Here is a 1,754-nt window from a genome sequence, read left to right as displayed (position 1 = left end):
GTGAGTTAATCACTGATGTAGATGATTATATTGAGTTTTATAACCATAGAAGATTCCACGAAACACTGGCATATAAAAAACCAATGGATGTGTACCAAGAAAATATAAAATTAAATCAAGAAAAAGCGAAGGCTTCTTAGGATGTTCTATATAAGAAATTTTAAAAAGTTGTCAGAGGTTTTTGGGTAATGTAAAGCGTTAGATAACATTGAAGAGATAATTAATACTGTAAGGCAAAACAACTTGGCTTAGTGGTGATGATGCTTGGCTCACATTAGACAAAAATCAAAATAGCGTTATTGATCATGGTTCTGAGTTATTTGGAGATAATACAACTAAACAAGATGGAGAACTTGAGATTAATAATGCTAATTTTACAATCAGTGCAGTATTAGAAAATACTAATATTTTTGCATTTGATAGCTATAAATCTCATAATGAAATGCAAAATTTAAATTTACAGGCAGCTTAAAAAAATGCTAAAAACACTCAAAAATATAATTCTAGTTGATGAAACTCAACCACTAGAGCAAATCAAAAAACAATACAAATCCAAAACTTATTGGTTTTTAGGTTTAAGTTGGTTGGTGAGTTTTTTGTTGATTTGGATAATCCCCCAAGACATAATGCAACATAATTGGGCTAAAAACTTCGTGAATTTTATGGGAGCAATTGTGCCAATGGTTGATGGCCTGGAAAATATTAGATTGTATGGCTCATCTGATCCGCACAAAGCACATTTAATTGTACTTCCACATATCTCGTTTTATTACGCAGTTCTTTGGGCGTATGCTTGGGTGAGTGTGCCTTATATGATGATTTTAGTTAAGGGGAATTTTAAATATAATAAAGATAGTAATGTGGTTAGTGCCAAAACTTTAATTGAGCGTTATCATAATAAAAAGTTTTTGTATTATTTTGGACTTTTTATGCTCACTGTCCTTATGCTGTATTCATACATAGATAGCGAGCCATCAATCAAGTGGTTTAAGATAAGTTATACTTATTCCATATCGGCAGGAATATATACCTTCATAGGAACAATTGCCATATTATTTTTATCTGTTACATTTTTACAAACCCATTTTTTAATCAAACAACAGGAGAAGCAACATGCCAACTAACAATCAAAACTTAGTAGAAGACAATTATATTATTGAAATAACTAGCGGTGTAAATGCTGCAATATATTCTGCAATCAGCGATGCCATTGGCAAAGCGCCAGCACCGATTAAAGCGGGTTTGTTTTTATATGAACAAGCAGGCGGAATATTGCAAGTGGGTATTGCTGCTGGCACTGATAACCAAGGTAGAGAAACTGCAGAATTTATTGGTAGCATTATTGGCGGTTTTCTTGCTACTATTGCAGTTGTTGCTATACCTATTCCTGGCATAAGAATACTGGCTGGGTCTACTGGCAGTTATTATGGTGGAGAGTATGCCGAAGAAATCTACGACTATTTCACAAACAGCGTCCAAGCCGCCCAAGCCAACCCCCAAATAGCAACAGACCTGGGTATTGACATAAACTCTGCCATCGAACATGCTAGAGTTGATAGTCTTCAATCTCATGCTGATATTCAAGCCTTAGAAGGTCTAGTAGATGGCTCAACCATCCTTGTCAAAAACGGCGACACCCTCAGTGAAATCGCCCAAGCCAACGGCATGAGCCTAAACGAACTCCTAGCCTTAAATCCAAAATACAAAGACAATCCAGATCATATTAAAACAGGTGCATTGCTCATCCTTAAAGA

Annotated in this window: 3 protein-coding genes; all 3 read left to right on the top strand. The window is 35.1% G+C overall.

The features are described 5' to 3' along the window. Positions 1-8 precede the first annotated feature (8 nt). Entirely contained in the window at positions 9-140 is a 132-nt protein-coding gene (locus tag BBROOKSOX_RS12530) for an IS3 family transposase (RefSeq protein WP_373896626.1), read from the top strand. A 486-nt stretch (positions 141-626) separates the two neighbouring features. Then, positions 627-1,124, top strand: a complete 498-nt coding sequence (locus tag BBROOKSOX_RS10590) for a hypothetical protein (protein ID WP_180324006.1) — start codon at positions 627-629, stop codon at positions 1,122-1,124. Beyond that, a partial coding sequence (locus BBROOKSOX_RS10585) for a LysM peptidoglycan-binding domain-containing protein (protein WP_139661728.1) occupies positions 1,114-1,754 on the top strand: 641 nt, incomplete at its 3' end. The genes BBROOKSOX_RS10590 and BBROOKSOX_RS10585, both read left to right, overlap by 11 nt.

The organism is bacterium endosymbiont of Bathymodiolus sp. 5 South (genome assembly GCF_900128535.1).
Taxonomy (GTDB): Bacteria; Pseudomonadota; Gammaproteobacteria; order PS1; family Pseudothioglobaceae; genus Thiodubiliella.
The sequence above is the reverse complement of the archived record's forward strand: the minus strand, read 5'-3'. Positions and strand labels throughout refer to the sequence as shown.

Excerpts from the sequence above, each read along its gene's own strand:
- BBROOKSOX_RS10590 (WP_180324006.1), top strand. The coding sequence starts at position 627 with ATGCAACATAATTGGGCTAAAAACTTCGTGAATTTTATGGGAGCAATT.